This is a genomic window from Pseudomonas sp. NFX15 (assembly GCF_049132105.1).
GTDB lineage: Bacteria > Pseudomonadota > Gammaproteobacteria > Pseudomonadales > Pseudomonadaceae > Aquipseudomonas.
Window position 1 is genome coordinate 39,484 of record NZ_JAFMPV010000013.1, and the last position, 14,460, is coordinate 53,943.

Genomic DNA, 14,460 nt, shown 5'->3' on the forward strand with positions numbered 1-14,460 from the left:
TGAGGAAGTACAACGCATGAAGCGAATGGCCGGACTTTCCGCACTTGCCTTGATTATCTCCAGCACCAGTGGCTGTGGATGGGTCTGGGGCCCGGAAGGTTATTTCCGCGACCGGGGTAGCGATTACCTGCAAGCGCAACAGACTGCACCGATGCAAATGCCGCCGGATGTCCATGCCGCCAAGCGCCTGGACCCGCTGTTGCCGATCCCGCGCAACGTAGCTGATGACACCGACAAGGGCGAGTACATCGTGCCTCGGCCGCAGCCGCTGACGGCGACTGCCGACGCCAGTGCCTATTCGCTGCAGAAAAGCGGTGGCTCCAGCTCCATCCTGGCGCAAAACCAGCCGGCCGAAGTCTGGCCCGTGGCCGTTCAATTCTTCCAGGACAACGGTTTCCGTCTGGATGAACAGCGTCCGCAAACCGGCGAATTCACCACCTCCTGGCAGCACTCCGACGAGTTGTCCGCCGCCATGGGCAAACGCCTGAGCGCGGCCGGTGTCGGTAGCGACAGCGAAACCCGCGTGCGGGTGCGTATCGAGCCGGGCGTGCAGCGCAACACCAGTGAAGTCTACGTGGTGAGCGCCGAGCGTCCTGCCGGCAGCACCGCCAACGTGGATTTCACCAACCGTTCGGTCAACACCGGCCTGGACGCGGCGCTGATCGACGACATGCTCGCGAGCATGAGCCGTATCTCGGAGAAGGGCGGTTCGGTGTCGATGCTGGCCTCGCGTGATTTCGACGCGCCGAGCCGTGTCAGCCTGAGCGAAGACGGCAGCGGCAACCCTGTGCTGAACGTCGGTACCGACCTGGATCGTGCCTGGTCGAGCGTCGGTCGTGCGCTGGAGCAAGGCGAATGGCGCGTTGAGGACATCAACCGCAGCCTGGGCCTGTACTACATCAACCTGGCCGAAAAAGCCGAGAAGAAAGACGATCAGCCAGGCTTCTTCAGCCGCTTGTTCGGCAGTGCGCCGAGCAAGGAAGAGCTTGATGCCCGTGCCGAGCGTTATCAGGTTCGCCTGAGCAAGGTTGGCGAGAACGTCCAGGTCACCGTCGAGAAGAACATCAATACCGTGGCGCCGGCCGATGTGGCGCGTAAAGTGTTGAGCAAGATTCAAGACAACCTGGGCTGATCACATGCGTTTTGCCGTTCTCGGCAGTGGTAGCCAAGGGAACGGCACGCTGATCGCCAGCGCTGATACGTACGTATTGGTCGATTGTGGTTTCTCCCTGCGGGAAACCGAAAAACGCCTGCTGCGCCTGGGTGTGAACCCTGCGCAGCTGAGCGCGATACTCGTGACCCACGAACATGCCGACCACGTGCATGGCGTGGGTTTGCTGTCTCGGCGCTACAATCTGCCTGTCTACCTCAGTCGCGGGACCTTGCGCGGGATGCGCAAACCGATTGAACCCGCGTGCTTTCTGGCCGGCGGCGAGCAACTGCAAATCGGTGACTTGAACGTCGGGGTCATTACCGTGGCCCACGATGCACAGGAGCCGACGCAATATGTCTTCAGTGACGGTGAACGGCGTTTCGGCCTGTTGACCGACCTGGGTTCCTATTGCGACAAGGTGCTGGACGGCTACAGGGACCTCGATGCGTTGATGATCGAGTCCAACCATTGCCGGGACATGCTGGCTCGCGGTCATTACCCGTACTTTCTCAAGCAGCGGGTGGGCGGTGAACTGGGACATTTGAACAACCACCAGGCAGCATTCCTGGTGTCCGAGTTGGGCTGGCAAGGCCTGCAACATCTGGTCCTGGCCCATCTGAGCAGCAAGAACAACCTGCCGCAGCTGGCCCGGCAATGTTTTGTCGACACCCTCGGGTGCGACCCGGACTGGCTGCAACTGGCCGATCAAGATTCAGGGCTCGACTGGCGTCACATCGCCTAGCCCATCTACTTAGCAAGCGGAGCCCACCATGGAAAAGCGTGAAGAACTCTATCGCGGAAAAGCCAAGTCGGTTTACAAGACTGACGACGCCAACCGTCTGATCCTGCTGTTTCGCAACGACACCTCGGCGTTCGACGGCAAGCGTATCGAACAGCTCGATCGCAAGGGCATGGTGAACAACAAGTTCAACGCCTTCATCATGCAGAAGCTCGAAGCCGCCGGCGTGCCGACTCAGTTCGACAAGCTGCTGGGCGATAACGAATGCCTGGTGAAAAAACTCGACATGATCCCGGTCGAGTGCGTCGTGCGTAATTACGCGGCGGGCAGCCTGGTCAAGCGCCTGGGCGTTGAAGAGGGCATGAAGCTCAACCCCTACACCTTCGAACTGTTCCTGAAGGACGACGCCAAGGGCGACCCGTTCATCAACGAATCACACGTCGTGGCCTTCGGATGGGGCACCGCCGAGCAACTGGTTCGCATGAAGGAACTGTCGCTCAAGGTCAACGAAGTCCTGAGCAAACTGTTCGACGATGCCGGCCTGCTGCTGGTCGACTTCAAGCTCGAATTCGGTGTGTTCCACGATGGCTCCATCGTGCTCGGCGACGAGTTCAGCCCGGATGGCTGCCGCCTGTGGGACAAGGCGACCGGCAAGAAAATGGACAAGGACCGCTTCCGTCAGGGCCTCGGTGACGTCATCGAAGCCTACGAAGAAGTGGCCAATCGTCTGGGCGTACCGCTTTAATCGACGCAAGCATCTGAAAGCACAGAAATATTTCGCTTGGGGGGTTCGCTTCCGGCGAAAGTGTTGTTATGATGCGCGCCGTTGGAGAGATGCCAGAGTGGCCGAATGGGACGGATTCGAAATCCGTTGTACCTTCACCGGTACCTAGGGTTCGAATCCCTATCTCTCCGCCATATTCAGAAAACCCCTGTAATTCAATGAGTTACGGGGGTTTTTCTTTTTGGGTTGTACTACTCGGTTGTACTACTCAAATCTCCATAGCTGCACGCAAAATCCTTCCCTGCAACGTCATCCCAATTGAATACCAATGCGGTTTCAAGCCCCTCCGGTTAGCTCGCCTACCAATGCCGCGTGGCAATTGGAAAATAGCTCTGCAACCTGCTTCAACGTACCGATGATTCCTTTGGCCTGTGTGTCGTCGTGTGAGAAGGTTTCGACCACGTTGTCATGCTGATCAAGCATCAGTAGCGTCTTGGTCGGCTTTTGGTGCTGTCCCATTCTTGAAAGCAGGGCATCGTAATCGTCCTCCCGGATGACGGACTTCTGTTTGTCTTTTTCCTTGTCCTTTGTAACTGGGTAGCGGAAGAACGTACTTGATGAGTCCGTTGCCTCGATTTCACTGATCCATTGCCCTAGCTCGGTGGGTAAGCTCCAATCTGTGTTTGTGTGGGTAGCTAGGTACTCGGCGTGGTCTTCAAAAAGCGAGCAGAGGTGTTGATAAAGCGGTTGAAGGCCGTGGACGTTATGCATGGGCTTCCACTTCTCCCCGACAGGGATTTGAGGTTCGCCGCTTGCTGGTATGGCGCCGTACGGGATGTTGAGTTTCCTGTGAAAAATGATGATCGCTGACTTCAGGAAAAGCTCTATAGCGTGCCGGTAGAGAAAGCTCACAGGCAGATGAGCATTCAAGGTTGGGGTGCTCTCTCTGGAGTCTTCAAGAGCGTCAGCAGCGTCCCTGAACGAGTCTGCGACTGCACCAAACCCTGAGTCAAAATGCCTATCTAGCGGTAGCATCATGTAAAGCATTACTGGCCTCCTATGGAGATGGCGTATAAGCGGAAGGTCTATCACCCAGTTCTTCGCTGCCCTGAAGGCTCCACGGCACATGATGAGGCGGTCTTGGGGAGCTGTGTGGTAAACAGAGCTGTGTTCCTGAGAGTGTGGCAGGATCGGTGCGAGACGCACGATGTGTATTCGAAGGGGGCGAGCCCTGCCCAGAAGCTGGCGGCAATCTCTGTAAAGGGCGGCTGATCAAGCAAGGTTGCTGTTAGACCTCTGTATAAGGTGGGTCATTCTTTTCAACGCCTGATCGTTCTGCAAAGATGGCGATCTGCTTAGCGGTACTTCGCCGAGACATCCGAAAAGCCAAGACGGCCTAACGCCTTTTCATAAAATCAGGAGCTAACCTTGGACGAAGAGCATCAGAACTACTTCCTAAAGCTCGAAGTGATTCCGCCTAAGTTGCTGGCTAAAATCCTAATTGAAAAGCGTCAGCCAAAAGGCTTTTCGGGCTGGATTCTAAAAAACGAAATCAGACCAATAAGCATCTACTGTTACCTATATGCCAAGTATGGTCCACCTAATGGCTTCATGAATTTTTTGAGGAATGATTCCTCCGACAACTTGGTACATTGGGAATGGACTTTGATGAATGATGACGGCATGGTCATGTTTCAAGGTCACAACTACCGAACCGAGGTTCAATTTTTAGGAAACTTTAACCGGCCAGAGATTACCAAAGCTAATCTTGTATCGCAAATCAAGGCAGACCTTGGTGCTTATGGCAAACAGATGACGGCCATTCGCACGCAGCTTGAAAAGTGGACTGAGTTTGTTAATCCTTACCACAGCATAGAATCAACGATTGAGACTCAGTTCAACAAGCTGAGAGAGCTTAACTTATCACCAGCAGTAGATAGAGTGCATACCCCAACTTCCGCAGATGAGTTGAAAACTTATCAAGAAAGATTCTCAAAAATGGCTGAAAGATACACCTTCGGCACCGGACTTGCGTTCGGCTTGAGATGCATGCTTCCTGTACAGGCAGAAACCTTCATCAATCTCTTAATCTTCGCACTAGCCAAAAGCGAGATAAGGGAAGACGATGTCAAGTACAGAGATTTTGTCTCAGACACCATATCAAATAGACTGCAACTTCTGCACATTAACTGCATGGGGTTTGAGCGGCCCGTTGATCATTCGCACGTCTCTTGTAGGAACTTCTATCAGCTCATGAATGACAGAAACGATTTGCTGCACGGAAACTTTAACGTAAATAAGCTAAAAATCGGTGACGTATACTTTAATGGTAACGTGCCAGTGAAGTATGAGTATGGCGATCTATGGCAGGACACTCTTGGTGTTAGAATCGAAAGTGTTAAGCTTGACCATATAGAGGCTAACTACTCTATCGTTCGGGAGTTTATCTCCTATTTATTGTCACTGCTCTCGCAGAAGGTTAAAGATCAGATTGAACTCATCATGAGCGTTCGTGATCTTGGGTATAGCGAAAAGATGAGTAGAATGGGGGTGCTTTTCTCTTCAAGAGCTATAGAGGGTTTTATGTTCTTTGAAAGTTAATTCATCACCTCAGAGTCTCCATCGGGCGAATGACCTTTTACGGCATAAAACCCCGCCGCCGCCCGGAGAGACTTTGCATTGTTGGAGCTGCTTCAAATCTAGCTGGCAAAAATAATGTGATGGGGCGTGGCGTTTGGAAAACGGGGTTATCGCCTGAGCTACTTAACGCAAACACGGCCACCCTGTTTTAAAAGCTGGGAAAAGCAGAAATAAGTGATGGACGCCCTACGCACGACTTGCCTTCTGTGGCTGGCTGTTTGCGGTGTGTGAGCAGGTGGTGCTGGGCGGCGCCGGTGCAGTGTCGTATCAACGTATCTTGTCGGGGCTGTATGACGCTCTGTGACAGCGTGAGGGCATGAAAATGCCCGCTCATTGGCGGGCTACGTCTTAGCTGTCAAAGGAGAATGCTTGTTGCATTCGGCGTAGGTGTTCGCACTCCGGTATGCATGACGGTGTAAGCTGAAACCCTTACAGGCTGTGGCCTTTGGAGGTATTACTCTTCGATCTTCATTCCGGTATACGCCTACCTAGAGGGGGGAGTGAATCTTTCAGGGCGTTAGGATTTATTCCAGTGCCGTTTGACTGTGGCAATACCAATCCCCAGTTCAGCGACTACTTGTGCCTGTGTCATATCCTTAGCCTTCAGGCGTTGCACCGATGCTGTCGTGTCGGTTGCTTCTGGGCGTCCTAGCTTCTTGCCTTCAGCCTTGGCACGGGTCAGGCCCTGTTGGGTACGCTCGATCAGCAAGTCACGTTCAAATTCAGCGACAGCCCCCAGCACTTGCATGGTCATCTTGCCCGCTGCACTGGTGAGGTCTACACCGCCAAGGGCGAGGCAGTGAACTCGGATACCACCTTCTGCAAGGCGCTCAACAGTCTGACGCACGTCCATGGCATTACGGCCCAAGCGGTCAAGTTTGGTAACGATCAGTACATCCCCAGACTCCATACGATCCATCAGCTTCTGAAAGCCGGGACGTTCGCTGGCGGCGATGCTGCCTGAAATGGTTTCCTCGACTACGCGGCTCGATTGCACATCGAAGCCAGCGGCTTTCACCTCCTGCACTTGGTTGGCGGTAAATTGCCCGGCAGTGGAAACGCGGCAGTACAGGAAGGTGCGTGACATGGTGAAGGCTCCGTATCGTTTAACGTGGTATCAGTGTACCAAGGTATCAACAATGCACTAGGCCTATTTTTATGGTGCGTGATACCGCCTGTCTGAAAGGTATCATTTAACGGTCGTTTGTTGGTGCTCTGATACTATCAAGCTCTGTCATCCCTGAAGCCCGATAGAGAATTGGTAATGAGCACTTCATTGGAATATTTAAGACCTGCCAGCAAATCGATGATCATTGACTGCGTTCGAAGTGCGGGGATAGATGTTTCAGCATGGAGCCTTAGGAAAACGGATGGCCGACCAGTAGCCTTGCCTCAATCAAATGGTGGCTACTGTTATGAATGGTCTTATCGAAGTGCAGACAGAAGTACCCTGCTTGTGTGTGTTTGGTGGGAAAGGCTGCATGTCGATAGTCAAGGGCGGGTTTGCTTTTCAGAAAACCTGAAGGCATATGCCGATACCTTGATCCAACAGCTTGAAAAAGACCCCAAGAATCGAAATCGAACAATCAAAGACTCACGTATTCATCGTGCCCAGCATTTCAGCTCTACCATCGCGCTGGCCTACATGAGCTCGACTCCCGTCCGGGTAGTAATAGTGTCAGGGCCAGTTCGTGAAGAGGAGGATGAAGGAAAGGAACGTGATCGAGCGACAGGGCGTCAATTAGATGATATGCAGTGGTTCGTCGAGTCGTTCGACGATTACACTGGGGCGTTCGTACTGGTTCGCAGCAACCGTAACCCACTGAGTAACGTTACTGAAACGACTGGTGTTGAAGAAGCTACCTCCCAGATAGAAATCGACGTAGTGAGAGATACTGCCGTTGTAGATCAGTTTGCTACTAATGAGCGGCCAGACACATATACCTATAACGGCGTACAACGTTACCGTGATCCTAGGGTTCGTCGGCGAGTATTGGAACGTTCAGAAGGTGTCTGTGAGCTAACGAAGGTTCCCGGCTTTCTGATGGCGAATGGCGGCGTCTATTTGGAAACCCATCACATCATTCCACTTTCAGAGGGCGGCCCTGATACGGTTGAGAACGTCATAGCCTTAACTGCAGATGCCCATCGCCAAACCCATTTCGCTGTTGACCGGGATGAATTGCGGACACGTTGTTTGGAGATCGTTGCATGTCAAATCGACCGAGAGGATGAGCTATCGCAGCGGGCTACTTCGTTGGTAGCGATTATTGCCGGAGCTTGAGAATTCCAGCGGTGATGGCTGACGCGTTCGCATCGAGAGTTTCCAATGCAGTGACGGCGTTTTCATGGGCTTCGCTTGAACCGGTGGATTTAGCCCATAGGGCCACTTCTTCAATTGCAGCAGCCAAAGCGTGCTGGTTGTGCAGCAGGAGTGTTAGAACGTCTGCTATGGCTATATGGACATCTGTGTTTTCTGCCATGGGTGGTCATCCTTGAGGGGGTGGCAAGGATAGTAGTTCAACTTGAAGCTGGCTGAGGCTGTAGTGCGGACATGTCAACAGGAGCCTAAGCAATGGGAGGTTGGTGGCATTGCCGAATGGCCAGTACACTCAGGCATGACCAATTCGAAGCAAGGTGAGTGATGGGAAACGTTTTTGAGAAGCCTTTCGAGACAGCTCGTGAGCTGCTTGACTACGTATCACCTCTTAATCCTGTTTGGGATAAGGGCCAGTATATTTTCAGGGGCCAACCAAGCGACAGCTACAAACTTACACCCTCTGTTTGCCGCCGTGGTGAAGGGTCGTTTGCATATGGTTCCCCAAGAAGAGTGTTTGACGAAACGAGTTCAGGGCAGGTTTCCTTTGAGTTTGAAGTCCTCAAGAGATTTTTGCTTGGCTGTGATCGGTCAGGTTTAGTTTTGCCGGGTTACACCGAGCAGGTTAAGCGAGAGTTAAGCGAACAATACTACTACTTAAACTACTTCGAAACTGGCAAACCTTGGCCCCCGGCCCAGCTTTACGAAATCATGGCTGTCGCCCAACACTATGACGTACCTACTCGACTGCTTGACTGGACAGAGAGAAGCTTTGTCGCCTGTTACTTCGCTGCGGCAGGAGCAAACCTTGAAATTGATACTATGACGATGCCCAGAATTGCCATATGGGCACTAGATATTACCTTTGCTGATTTTTGGGAAACGGTGAGCCTCATCAGAACACCGGGTGGCACAAGTAGAAACCAAGCGGCTCAATCCGGCCTATTCACCACTCACAACATTGCGACCTACGACGTTGCAGATGTGTACACGCCAGAAGCATTAGAAGACGTTGACGAGATATATACCATAACCGCAAGACCTAGGCCGCTCATCAAAATGACTCTGCCAATCAGCGAAGCACCCGACTTATTAGACCTATGCTCTAAACTTGGGGTTGATGGCTCAACACTCTTTCCCGGTTTCCATGGGGTGGCAAAAATGGTGAGGGATTGGGCTAACGTTGAGGTTGGAGTCAGACACTCTCAGTCAGCACTTGATGACTACCATGCAGATTACAATGAACCAGACTAAGTAGTAGACCTGAAATGATCACCATATAGACGGGCCACTCAGGGTGTTCATTAAGGCACGTCGCCACCTGCGAAACATTAATAAGCATCCACTCTAAAAGTCCGTTTAGAGTCTTTGCACCGAAAGCGTGAGCTTTCCAAGAGCACTCAGCTACGGCGTGACCGCCGACATTCCTTCGGGTGTACTTCAGTAATTAATAAAATATACACAAATCCAGCTTTCGCCCTTGATCTTGCTCTTGTTTTTCCGTGCATAAATGAATACGTCAGTATTCAGTAGTGACCATGTCAGTGGACACTGACAGCTTGCACACCAAGGCGGTAAGCCTTAAAGTTTATGGGGATGATATTTATATATCATTCATCCCCAACCATGAAATCTGAATCAGGTCGTAAGTGAAACTTACAGTGGTTACCCTACATGCTTCGCATAAGAAGATCAAAATCAAGAGCGTAGGTGTGTATTGATATCATTTAATTTACTGGTGTGCTGATCCAGAATGGGGACGATACGCCTATTGTCTTCGAAGCAGGTTATCCCACTCAGACGTCAACGTCTGGAGTAATAATTATTGGACGGTACGTCCACCCACCCACTCACATATATATGGTACGCGTGGGTGGGTGAATACGTCTGGGTGATCAGTACCCGGCCGCCGTAATGACCTGTTCCACCTCTGCATAGTGGGCAGGGTGCAGCCAGCCTTTCGCCTCGCAATGATCCAAGAAAGCATCGTGTCCACTGGGTTTCGGGAAGTAGTCTTTTCGTGTCCGGCTGACTGAATTCATCGGTGCATCAGGGTGCTGGGCCAACGCATCGGTCAGCGTCAGTGACCGTTCGAGTAGAGTCTCGGTGGGCTCGGAATGATACTCGCGTATCGCCAGCTTGAGGATGTGACGACGCGCAGCATACGCCTGCTTTCTCTGTGCTTCGTTCAGTTCAATCTCGTCATTTACCGCATCTTGGCGATGCTCGTCCATGTACTCATCAACAATTTCCACGATAGCCTGCTCGATCCTAAGAGCGCATTTTTCGATGGAAATTCTCGACTCGGTAGGGCGACATGTGTTGACCCAGTCCATTACGAAGAGCGGACTGTCAGTCCTTTCTTCCGCCAAGGTTCTGATTTTGGTGCGAACTCGATTGATGTGGTCAGCGGTGTACAGGCTTTCGAATTTCCCCGTCTCGGTGTTCCACTCAACACCGTAGCATTCGTGAAGAATCTGCCGAAGTTGATAGTCCTTGATGCCGGTGCGGCCAATCGCCATCGGGTAACACCGAGCGACTGCACGCTCGAAGGGGGATATTGGGACTTTCTCGGTTACAGGCACACCCTTGATGACTTGACGAACGTAGTGCTCGGTCTCACCTGTGGCTTCAATGATTTTTCGGCGAGACATGCCAGCTGTATGGAGTGCGAGAACTTTTTCTTTGCGAGGATCAAGGAGGGCTGCCGCCCTGGAGGGGGCATCATCATTTGCGGCGTGGGCGGTGGGAATCAAATTTAAAACGAATGGGTGCGACATGGATTGTTCTCCTCTGGTTAGTTCATTTCATAGGCGGTTGCCTCAGTGTTTGGTTTGGCCGCAAGTGAACGCCTGCGGCTATGTTTGGTAATGCTGTTTAAGCGAAGAAACCAGTAGTTTCCCTGCCTGCGGTCGCGTCAGCTCGAAGCCGGTCAGCGTAGTGAATCAACGCTCGTACAACCTCTAGATGCACCACTCGTTCATTCATGTACCGCCGTAGAGCATCATCAATGACGTCTGCCTTCTTCACCTGCCAAGCTTTGTGTGCTGCTTGGGGGCAGTCAAAACTGCCGAGGCGAATTTGCTTGCCATCTGCTCTGCAAAGAGCTCTGAATTTTCCGCCCTGCTTCTGCTTGGTGACGCCCAGCGGCCATTCGCCCCGTGTGGCTGAGGAGTCAGTCACAATGAGATTGAGGTACGGGGGTACGTATCGACAGTGCTCCGGTCCGTACACCTTGTTGCCGGGGCAAATCAGGTCTTTGTCCAAACACCAGCCTTCAACATGGTTTTGATCAAACCAAGCTTTGAACCCAGAAAGTCTGAGCCACTCAGGGTGTACAGAGCACCCAATGTAGGTGGGGTAGCGAGCATGGACTTTCTCGTCATAGCCGCGATGAATCACCGCGCTCCATGTTGAGTACGCTGGTTGAAGCACGAGCTTACCGGTCTTAGGGTCACGGTAGGACGAGTGTCCGGGAAGATCGTTAATCCCAACTCCACACACAAGCTTCCCGCTAACGCTGTCGTTGGCGGACGGAGCTCTGTGTCCGGGAATTGTCGTTGTAGCTGCGATCTGGCAGATGAGGTGATTGCGTGCGAGTCGCGGCGATTCACCATTGGTCTTGTCGTTTTCAGTAAAAGTGCTGCTCATAAAATCCTCCTATGTAGTTAAAAATGGGCGATAAAAAACCGACACATTGGTCGGCATCGGGCTCGTCATTCTTCTCACTACGGAGGAGCAGGAACTTAGCTATTCGATGTCGTCGACCTCAATGTTGATGTTGCTTCGATTGCGTTTGTCATGGGGCTTCTCATGATCTGCTGTGACCGTCAGGCGGTGGTCAGCCGAAATTCAGGCGTTAAAAAACCTCCTGCGGTTTCGTGCATTTTCAGCACTGGCCACGTAGAGGTTTCTCGGCGATCTGTTCTGCCCGCTGTGGCAGATGCGTATAGTTTCACAACTACGTGCCGCTTGTCAAGGAGTTGTTGCGGCAGGCGCTCAGATGTGGTTGTAACTTTGTTCCGGAAGCGAATCATTTCAGAGCCCCATAGCGCCGTGCCATTTTGCATAAACCAGTTTCCAGCGGAGTGGAAGCGCCCTGCTTAGTCCATACAGCCATGTAAGCCCGTAAACAGTGGACTTAACGACGGTTATCCCTCAGGACATGACGAATACAGTGCAGGTTATGCTCGAGTTTATCAGTGGTTTCTAGCGAGTTTTCGGAGCCACCAATAGCCCACAACAACACTGTCACTGACCACCGCAACGAGCAATTCCCGAAGCATCTCCGAGATGGTCTCACCGGGCACCCCTGAACCGTAGACATCAAAAGTTATCGTGCCCGACGAACGTAGCCCTTGCTTAGGTGAGGATTTTGTCTCCGGGGGCAGGTTGATATGGGCACTCGTGACGCTCAAATAGTTGTGTTCCTTGGATGGGCCTGATCGGTTGGCGTCTGGTCGTATTACTCAGTTAACATCCGCGAAATCGGGCATACACAGGTGATGAAATGCAGACGGACAACGCAAAGCAGGGCTCAGTATTGAAGAAAATTGCAGGGTGGACGTTCAGCGCCTTCGCGGCGTGGGCCATCACTAAAATTTTTGATAGTTACTACGATCTTTCGCTTTTTAGCTCCGCGTATGCAGCGGTTGGGGAGTGGCTAGGCCAAACGATTCCGGTGCAACAGTGGTTGTTTTGGCTTGTGTTTGGCGCCGCACCACTGGCCATCGCTCTAGGACTTTGGAGCTATTGGGATAGGCGTCTCGTGGTGGCTGTTGCGAAGGCTGAAGAAGAGAAGGCTTATAAGAGCGCGAGAGACTCTGTTGAGAAGGCCAAGACAGCCAGCAAAGAGTCGGAGGTTGCCAAGCAAGAATTGAAGGTGATGCGTAAGAAGCTAGAGGCTATTGATTCAGAGTTGGCTGCTGCTAATGCGAAAATTGCTGACCTCCAGACACCAAAGGTTCAGCCGCTCAACGAGCAACAACGCTTAGTCCTTGCTGCTATCGCGTATTACGACAATACCGACGAGGAGTGTTATGTGAAAAGCCTCAGCCAGCGAATCAAACTTACGATGGTCGAGACTGAAGGGGCTGTTGATGTGCTGTTGAAACGTAACCTTGTTGCTGATTTTTACGCCAACACTGGCAGGGGCGTTTTTCTGAGTCCAGATGGTCGTGCGTATGTACTGTCCCCGGACTTCGACATGTCCCATCTGCCTTTGTGATAGGCGTTTTTAGGCAATGAGGGAAGGGAGCTTGGAGATTGCTGCCAGCTTCTGTAGCGCGCTCGCCCCTTGTGAGTAAACGTCGAAGGTCACGGTTCCAGTTTCATGTCCCACCAGTTCAGCAATCAGTGGCCCTTGCACGCCAGCCCTGTGAAGTTGAGTGATAACCGTCTTGCGGATCGAATGGAACACGTGTTGGGCGCCGTAGCCATGCGCTTCTTTGAGTCTGCCGAACGCCTTTGAGAGCGCGTCAGATCGTATGCCGTACTTGTTCTTACTGTCAGACGGGATCAGGTAGCCATCCTTGGAATCGTTCTTCAGGCGCTCGACAATGCTCGACAGGTCAGGGTGTACAGGTACGACACGGATACCCGCTGCGGTTTTCGAATCAACAATGTCGAAGCTTTCAATGCCGTCCGGCTTAATCACGTGCTCGACTCTTAACTGGCACAGTTCTTCAATTCTGGCACCGGTGTACGCACCCAAGAGGATCAAGTCAGCCAGTGTCGTGTGGTCAGCGGCTAATGCAGCAGCGTGAAGCTCTGCAATTTCTTTTGGCTGGAAGTCCTTTCGCTGACGGTCTGCACGTTCCTTACCACGGGTCTGCGGTAGTTCATGGTTATCGAAAGGATTGGCCTTGTCTTTGAAATCCTCTCGCCAACGAATGTCGTGCTTCATCGCCCACTTCCAGAAGACGTTACCTGCCAGCAAGTATTGGGTGAGGGTCTTGCTCGCCAGCTTGAGCGAGTCAAGCCACGCCGATACGGTATCGAAGTCGAGCGGTTTGCCTTCTTTCGTCAGGTATGCCGACAGCTTCTCCAGCTTGGACTGCTGCTGATCTATCGTCTTGGTGGCGACATTCCGCGTTTCACGATACTGGCGGAAAGTAGCGATACGCTGCTTGGTGATCGGTGACCGAACTTTACGAATGCCATCACCATCACCAGCCGCAATCATCCTGATCTCTTCCTTCTGATCGGCGTTCGGCGTGTAGTGGGTTTCAAACCGTTGAGCTATCGCGGTTTTGAACATGTCCCCCAGTTCATCATCAAGCCTGAATAGACCCATGGGGGTTTGGCGTCCTTTCTGAATCATTCCCTTGAGAGCGTCCACCATGGCAGGGTTGTCTTCCATGAACTGCGCCATTTCAGTTGGATCGGGTACGACATAAGGAGCAGGGCCAGCTTCACCTATGCGCGCCATTTTGGAATGCTTCGTTACCCTGTCCACCGTTTCGAGCATCCCAGTCATCGACTCTTGCCAGTCTTGTGGTAATGGCTTGCCAGTTCGTGCAGCTTGAAACTGCGCTTTCCATCCAGCAAGAACAGAGAGGCGTCGGGTCATTGCTTCGGATCGAAGGCCGGTCTTTAACGACTGAATCAGAACGGACTTCCCGCCCATAGCTTTTCGCACAGCTTTAGGCACGGCCAGTCGCACATACCATGTCGATTCGCCTTTCTTCTGAATCAAGTTGTCTGACATTGGGGTGCGCCGTGAAGTGGGGGAGTGGTACAGCGAATTGTACTACTCAATTGTACTACTATGCACGCTGAAAGCCCCGTAATACCGGGCTTGTTGATCGAAACTCTTCTTTATGGTGAGTCCCTATCTCTCCGCCATTACATAGAAAAAGCCCCGTAGCTGAGAAGCTACGGGGCTT

Annotated in this window: 13 protein-coding genes and 1 tRNA gene; 8 read left to right on the forward strand and 6 right to left on the reverse strand. The window is 52.4% G+C overall.

Annotated elements, in window-relative coordinates:
* Window positions 1-16: 16 nt before the first annotated feature.
* The 4 genes from bamC (at window position 17) to J1D76_RS15595 (ending at window position 2,810) form a co-directional block, all read left to right on the forward strand.
* Window positions 17-1,132, forward strand: a complete 1,116-nt coding sequence (gene bamC / locus J1D76_RS15580) for an outer membrane protein assembly factor BamC (protein ID WP_421139143.1) — start codon at window positions 17-19, stop codon at window positions 1,130-1,132.
* A 4-nt stretch (window positions 1,133-1,136) separates the two neighbouring features.
* Window positions 1,137-1,895: an MBL fold metallo-hydrolase gene (locus J1D76_RS15585; protein WP_421139144.1), complete on the forward strand. Its 759-nt coding sequence runs from the start codon at window positions 1,137-1,139 to the stop codon at window positions 1,893-1,895.
* Window positions 1,896-1,923: 28 nt separating this feature from the next.
* Complete coding sequence (gene purC / locus J1D76_RS15590; protein ID WP_007944067.1) at window positions 1,924-2,637, forward strand: phosphoribosylaminoimidazolesuccinocarboxamide synthase; 714 nt, start codon at window positions 1,924-1,926, stop codon at window positions 2,635-2,637.
* A gap of 83 nt (window positions 2,638-2,720) precedes the next feature.
* Window positions 2,721-2,810, forward strand: a tRNA-Ser gene (locus J1D76_RS15595).
* A gap of 142 nt (window positions 2,811-2,952) precedes the next feature.
* On the opposite strand, the gene J1D76_RS15600 is transcribed toward J1D76_RS15595, so the two are convergent.
* The gene (locus tag J1D76_RS15600) at window positions 2,953-3,663 is read right to left on the reverse strand and encodes a hypothetical protein (protein WP_421139145.1); all 711 of its coding nucleotides are present in this window, start codon (window positions 3,661-3,663) and stop codon (window positions 2,953-2,955) included.
* Between the two features lie 381 nt (window positions 3,664-4,044).
* Between J1D76_RS15600 and J1D76_RS15605 the strand changes: the two genes are divergently transcribed.
* The gene (locus tag J1D76_RS15605; protein ID WP_421139146.1) at window positions 4,045-5,217 is read left to right on the forward strand and encodes a hypothetical protein; all 1,173 of its coding nucleotides are present in this window, start codon (window positions 4,045-4,047) and stop codon (window positions 5,215-5,217) included.
* Between the two features lie 556 nt (window positions 5,218-5,773).
* On the opposite strand, the gene J1D76_RS15610 is transcribed toward J1D76_RS15605, so the two are convergent.
* On the reverse strand, window positions 5,774-6,343 hold the full coding sequence (locus J1D76_RS15610) for a recombinase family protein (protein WP_123536214.1): 570 nt from the start codon (window positions 6,341-6,343) through the stop codon (window positions 5,774-5,776).
* Window positions 6,344-6,520: 177 nt separating this feature from the next.
* On the opposite strand from J1D76_RS15610, the gene J1D76_RS15615 reads away from it, so the two are divergent.
* Window positions 6,521-7,540, forward strand: coding sequence for an HNH endonuclease (locus J1D76_RS15615; RefSeq protein WP_421139147.1), 1,020 nt, complete (start codon window positions 6,521-6,523; stop codon window positions 7,538-7,540).
* Here the strand turns inward: J1D76_RS15615 and J1D76_RS15620 are convergent.
* On the reverse strand, window positions 7,524-7,739 hold the full coding sequence (locus J1D76_RS15620) for a hypothetical protein (RefSeq protein ID WP_421139148.1): 216 nt from the start codon (window positions 7,737-7,739) through the stop codon (window positions 7,524-7,526). The genes J1D76_RS15615 and J1D76_RS15620 overlap by 17 nt on opposite strands.
* A 161-nt stretch (window positions 7,740-7,900) precedes the next feature.
* Here J1D76_RS15620 and J1D76_RS15625 point away from each other — a divergent pair, with 161 nt between their 5' ends.
* Entirely contained in the window at window positions 7,901-8,827 is a 927-nt protein-coding gene (locus tag J1D76_RS15625) for an FRG domain-containing protein (protein WP_421139149.1), read from the forward strand.
* Window positions 8,828-9,468: 641 nt separating this feature from the next.
* Here the strand turns inward: J1D76_RS15625 and J1D76_RS15630 are convergent.
* Both J1D76_RS15630 and J1D76_RS15635 read right to left on the reverse strand, forming a co-directional pair.
* The gene (locus J1D76_RS15630) at window positions 9,469-10,353 is read right to left on the reverse strand and encodes a hypothetical protein (RefSeq protein WP_421139150.1); all 885 of its coding nucleotides are present in this window, start codon (window positions 10,351-10,353) and stop codon (window positions 9,469-9,471) included.
* Window positions 10,354-10,450: 97 nt separating this feature from the next.
* Window positions 10,451-11,224 (reverse strand): hypothetical protein, encoded by a 774-nt coding sequence (locus J1D76_RS15635; RefSeq protein WP_421139151.1) that lies wholly within the window; start codon window positions 11,222-11,224, stop codon window positions 10,451-10,453.
* 859 nt (window positions 11,225-12,083) lie between these two features.
* Here J1D76_RS15635 and J1D76_RS15640 point away from each other — a divergent pair.
* A complete protein-coding gene (locus J1D76_RS15640; RefSeq protein WP_421139152.1) occupies window positions 12,084-12,800 on the forward strand; it encodes a hypothetical protein in 717 nt (238 codons plus the stop codon).
* A gap of 9 nt (window positions 12,801-12,809) precedes the next feature.
* On the opposite strand, the gene J1D76_RS15645 is transcribed toward J1D76_RS15640, so the two are convergent.
* Window positions 12,810-14,282 (reverse strand): tyrosine-type recombinase/integrase, encoded by a 1,473-nt coding sequence (locus J1D76_RS15645; protein ID WP_421139153.1) that lies wholly within the window; start codon window positions 14,280-14,282, stop codon window positions 12,810-12,812.
* Window positions 14,283-14,460: the final 178 nt, after the last annotated feature.

What these genes read in the sequence shown, in the direction of transcription:
- purC (WP_007944067.1), top strand. Translation starts at nt 1,924, where the DNA reads ATGGAAAAGCGTGAAGAACTCTATCGCGGAAAAGCCAAGTCGGTTTAC.
- J1D76_RS15645 (WP_421139153.1), bottom strand. Translation starts at nt 14,282, where the DNA reads ATGTCAGACAACTTGATTCAGAAGAAAGGCGAATCGACATGGTATGTG.
- J1D76_RS15635 (WP_421139151.1), bottom strand. Translation starts at nt 11,224, where the DNA reads ATGAGCAGCACTTTTACTGAAAACGACAAGACCAATGGTGAATCGCCG.
- J1D76_RS15600 (WP_421139145.1), bottom strand. Translation starts at nt 3,663, where the DNA reads ATGCTTTACATGATGCTACCGCTAGATAGGCATTTTGACTCAGGGTTT.
- J1D76_RS15615 (WP_421139147.1), top strand. Translation starts at nt 6,521, where the DNA reads ATGAGCACTTCATTGGAATATTTAAGACCTGCCAGCAAATCGATGATC.
- J1D76_RS15585 (WP_421139144.1), top strand. Translation starts at nt 1,137, where the DNA reads ATGCGTTTTGCCGTTCTCGGCAGTGGTAGCCAAGGGAACGGCACGCTG.
- J1D76_RS15620 (WP_421139148.1), bottom strand. Translation starts at nt 7,739, where the DNA reads ATGGCAGAAAACACAGATGTCCATATAGCCATAGCAGACGTTCTAACA.
- J1D76_RS15640 (WP_421139152.1), top strand. Translation starts at nt 12,084, where the DNA reads ATGCAGACGGACAACGCAAAGCAGGGCTCAGTATTGAAGAAAATTGCA.
- J1D76_RS15610 (WP_123536214.1), bottom strand. Translation starts at nt 6,343, where the DNA reads ATGTCACGCACCTTCCTGTACTGCCGCGTTTCCACTGCCGGGCAATTT.
- J1D76_RS15630 (WP_421139150.1), bottom strand. Translation starts at nt 10,353, where the DNA reads ATGTCGCACCCATTCGTTTTAAATTTGATTCCCACCGCCCACGCCGCA.
- bamC (WP_421139143.1), top strand. Translation starts at nt 17, where the DNA reads ATGAAGCGAATGGCCGGACTTTCCGCACTTGCCTTGATTATCTCCAGC.
- J1D76_RS15625 (WP_421139149.1), top strand. Translation starts at nt 7,901, where the DNA reads ATGGGAAACGTTTTTGAGAAGCCTTTCGAGACAGCTCGTGAGCTGCTT.